The sequence below is a fragment of the Streptomyces sp. NRRL F-5755 genome (assembly GCF_001279365.1).
Classification (GTDB): Bacteria; Actinomycetota; Actinomycetes; order Streptomycetales; family Streptomycetaceae; genus Streptomyces; species Streptomyces rimosus.
Genome location: NZ_LGCW01000111.1, coordinates 1 through 4,142, shown reverse-complemented (window position 1 = coordinate 4,142; position 4,142 = coordinate 1). Strand labels below are relative to the sequence as shown.

Genomic DNA, 4,142 nt, shown 5'->3' with positions numbered 1-4,142 from the left:
CCCCCGTCCCCCCGCCCCGCCATGACCGCGTAGAAGGCCACCGCCGCCGCGGCTCCCACGTTGAGGGAGTCCACGTCGTGGGCCATCGGGATGCGCACCCAGGTGTCGGCGGCTTCCAGGGCACGCCGGGACAGACCGTCGCCTTCGGCGCCGAGCATCAGCGCCGCGCGCTCCATGCGATGCGGGGCCACCTCGTCCAGCGGGACGGCCCGGGCGTCGGGGGTGAGGGCCAGGAGGGGGAAGCCCGCCTCGCGGACGGTTTCCAGGTCGCGGGGCCAGTTCTCCAGGCGGGCGTACGGGACGGCGAAGACCGCGCCCATGGAGACCTTCACCGAGCGGCGGTAGAGCGGGTCGGCGCTGTCCGGGGAGAGCAGGACGGCGTCCATGCCGAGGGCGGCGGCGCTGCGAAAAATCGCGCCGATATTTGTATGATCATTCACCGCTTCCATCACCGCGATCCGACGGGTGCCGGGGCGGGCCAGGAGTTCGGCGGCCGTCGGCAGCGGCTTGCGGGCCATGGAGGCCAGGGCGCCGCGGTGGACGTGATAGCCCGTCACGCGCTCGGCGAGGGCCGGGTCGACGACGTACACCGGTGCCGTCGCCGCCTCGATGACGTCGCCCATCACCTCGACCCACTTGGCGGACAGGAGCATCGAGCGCATCGCGTAGCCGGCCTGCCCGGCGCGCCGGATGACCTTCTCGCCCTCCGCGATGAACAGGCCCTCGGCCGGTTCGCGGCGGCGGCGCAGCTCCACGTCGGTCAGGCCGGTGTAGTCGCTCAGGCGGGGGTCGTCCGGGTCGTCGACGGTGATGATGTCAGCCACGGGGTGGGTGCCTTGTCGGTGGTGGGGGCGGGGTGTGGGCGCTCGGCTTCGGGGGGTCAGGCCGTGGGGTTCACGGCCACGACCTCGCCGATGACGATGACCGCGGGCGGCCGTACGCCTTCGGCCCGTACCGTCTCGCCGAGCGTGCCGAGCGTGGCGTCCACGCGGCGCTGGGCGGTGGTGGTGCCCTCCTGGACGACGGCCACGGGGGTGTCGGCGCCGCGGCCGTGCGCGACGAGCGTGGCGGCGATGGCGCCGCTGTTCTCGACGCCCATCAGGACGACGAGGGTGCCGCGCAGGCGGGCGAGGGCCGACCAGTCGACCGTGGAGCGCTCGTCGTCGGGCGCGACATGGCCGCTGACGACGGTGAACTCCTGGGCGACCCCGCGGTGGGTGACGGGGATGCCGGCGGCGGAGGGCACGCTGATGGAGCTGGAGATGCCGGGCACGACGGTGCAGGGGATGCCGGCTTCGGCGAGCGCCTGGAGTTCCTCCATGCCGCGGCCGAAGACGTACGGGTCGCCGCCCTTGAGGCGGACCACGGACTTCCCGGCGCGGGCGTGCTCGATCAGGGCGTTGTTGATGGCCTCCTGGGCCATGAACCGGCCGTACGGGATCTTCGCGGCATCGATGACCTCGACGTGCGGCGGCAGTTCGGCGAGCAGGTCGCGGGGGCCGAGCCGGTCGGCGATGACCACGTCGGCCTCGGCGAGCAGCCGGCGGCCGCGCACGGTGATCAGGTCGGGGTCGCCGGGGCCGCCGCCGACCAGGGCGACGCCGGTGGTACGGGCGCGGTGGTGCGGGGCCGCGAGGGTGCCGTCGCGCAGGCCCTCGACGATGGCGTCCCGTACGGCGGCGGAGCGGCGCGGGTCGCGGCCGGTGAGGACCGCGACGGTGACGCCCTCGCTGCGGCCGGTGGCCGGGGTCCAGGCGGTGGCGGCCTCCGCGTCGTCGGAGCGCACGCACCACACGCGGCGGTCCTCGGCCTCCTGGGAGGCGGCGGCGTTGGCCTCGGGGTCGTCGGTGGAGATCAGGGCGTACCAGGCGTCGGCGAGGTCGCCGGGCGTGTACCGGCGGCGCTCCCAGCGGATCTCGCCGGTGTCGGCCATCGCCTCGACGGACGGCTTGGCGGACGGGGAGATCAGCAGCACGTCGGCGCCCGCCGCGACCAGGGAGGGCAGGCGGCGCTGGGCGACCTGGCCGCCGCCGAGGACGACCACGCGGCGGCCGGACAGGCGCAGTCCGACGGGGTAGGCGGCGTGTTCGGCGTGCTCGGCCATGGCGGTACGGCTCCTTGTGGGGGTGGCGCGGTGGTGCGGGCAGCGCGCGCTGGCGAAGGTGGGGACGCGTCGCCGCTGCGGCACTGGAGCGGCGGTGGGACGGGGCGGCTGCCGCCCCGGGGGCCTGGTGAGAGGGTACGGCCCCGGCCCACAGCCTATGAGGCTGCGGGCCGGGGGTCATGCGCAGGGACCTCCCGCGCGGTCAGCCCTTCTCGGTGACTCCGGCGGAGTCGAAGGTGGCGACCTCGTGCATGGCGCGGGCGGCGCTCTGGACGACGGGCAGCGCCAGCAGGGCGCCAGTGCCCTCGCCGAGCCGCAGGTCGAGGTCGACCAGCGGGCGCAGTCCGAGCTTGTTGAGCGCGGCGACGTGGCCGGGCTCGGCGCTGCGGTGGCCGGCGATGCAGGCGGCCAGCGCCTCGGGGGCGATGGCGCGGGCCACCAGGGCGGCGGCCCCGGCGCTGACGCCGTCCAGGATGACCGGCGTACGCAGCGAGGCGCCGCCGAGGATCAGACCGGCCATCGCCGCGTGCTCCAGGCCGCCGACCGCGGCGAGGACGCCGATCGGGTCGGCCGGGTCCGGGCGGTGCAGCTCCAGGGCGCGGCGCACCACGTCGACCTTGCGGGCGTGGGTCTCGTCGTTGATGCCCGTGCCGCGGCCGGTGACCTCGGCGGGATCGGTCTCGGTGTAGACGGAGATCAGGGCGGCCGAGGTGGTGGTGTTGGCGATGCCCATCTCGCCGGTGATCAGCGCCTTGTTGCCGGCGGCCACCAGGTCGCGGGCGGTCTCGATGCCCACCTCGATGGCGCGCAGCACCTCGTCGTGGCTCATCGCGGGGCCGACGGTGAAGTCGGCGGTGCCCGGCCGGATCTTGCGCGGCAGCAGGCCGGGGGTGGCCGGCAGGTCGGCCGCCACGCCTACGTCCACGACGCAGACCTCGGCGCCCACCTGGTTGGCGAAGGCGTTGCAGACCGCGCCGCCGCCCAGGAAGTTGGCGACCATCTGCGCCGTGACCTCCTGCGGCCAGGGGGTGACGCCCTGCGCGTGCACGCCGTGGTCGCCCGCGAAGACGGCGACGGCGGCCGGCTCCGGGATCGGCGGCGGGCACTTGCGGGACAGGCCGCACAGCTGAGCGGAGATGATCTCCAGCATGCCGAGGGCACCCGCGGGCTTCGTCATCCGCTTCTGCCGCTCCCACGCCTCGCCGAGCGCCTTGGCGTCCAGCGGGCGGATGCCCTGGAGCGTCTCCTGGAGGAGGTTGGCGGGCGCCTCGCCGGGCAGGGCGCGGCGGCCGTACGTCTCCTCGTGGACCACCCAGGACAGCGGGCGGCGCTTGGCCCAGCCCGCCTGCATCAGCTCGGGCTCGTCGGGGAACTCGTCCACGTACCCGACACAGAGGTACGCGACGACCTCCAGGTGCTCGGGCAGGCCCAGCTCGCGGACCATCTCGCGCTCGTCGAAGAAGCTGACCCAGCCGACGCCCAGGCCCTCGGCGCGGGCCGCCAGCCACAGGTTCTCCACCGCGAGCGCGGAGCTGTAGGGGGCCATCTGGGGCTGGGTGTGGCGGCCGAGGGTGTGCCGGCCGCCGCGGGTGGAGTCGGCGGTCACCACGATGTTGACCGGCGTTTCGAGGATGGCCTCGATCTTCAGCTCGCGGAACTGCTTGGCGCGGGCCTTCGGCAGCGACTTCGCGTACGCCTCGCGCTGCGCCGCGGCGAGCTGGTGCATCCGCTCCCGGGTCTCCTGCGAGCGGATGACGACGAAGTCCCAGGGCTGGGAGTGCCCGACGCTGGGAGCGGTGTGGGCCGCCTCCAGGACGCGCAGCAGCACCTCGTTGGGGATGGGGTCGGAACGGAAGCCGTTACGGATGTCACGGCGCTCCCGCATGACCCGGTGCACGGCCGCACGCTCGGAGTCGTCGTAACCGGCGGCCGGGGGGCCGAGCGGCTGGGCCGGGATGGCGGGCTGCTGGGGGTCGGCCGGAGGGGTGGCGTCGTCTTGGGGGGCGGTCCCGGCCTGGGGGGCGGTCCCGTCCTGAGG

3 protein-coding genes are annotated in these 4,142 nt (G+C 74.9%); all 3 read right to left on the bottom strand.

Features of this window, described 5'->3' with window-relative positions; all coding sequences use genetic code 11:
* Positions 1–824: TrmH family RNA methyltransferase (locus tag ADK86_RS13040; RefSeq protein ID WP_053696741.1), on the bottom strand; the 824-nt coding region annotated here is incomplete at its 3' end.
* Positions 825–880: 56 nt separating this feature from the next.
* A complete protein-coding gene (cobA, locus tag ADK86_RS13035; protein ID WP_053696740.1) occupies positions 881–2,104 on the bottom strand; it encodes a uroporphyrinogen-III C-methyltransferase in 1,224 nt (407 codons plus the stop codon).
* Positions 2,105–2,306: 202 nt separating this feature from the next.
* On the bottom strand, positions 2,307–4,142 hold a 1,836-nt coding region (cobT, locus tag ADK86_RS13030; protein WP_234345835.1), incomplete at its 5' end, for a nicotinate-nucleotide--dimethylbenzimidazole phosphoribosyltransferase.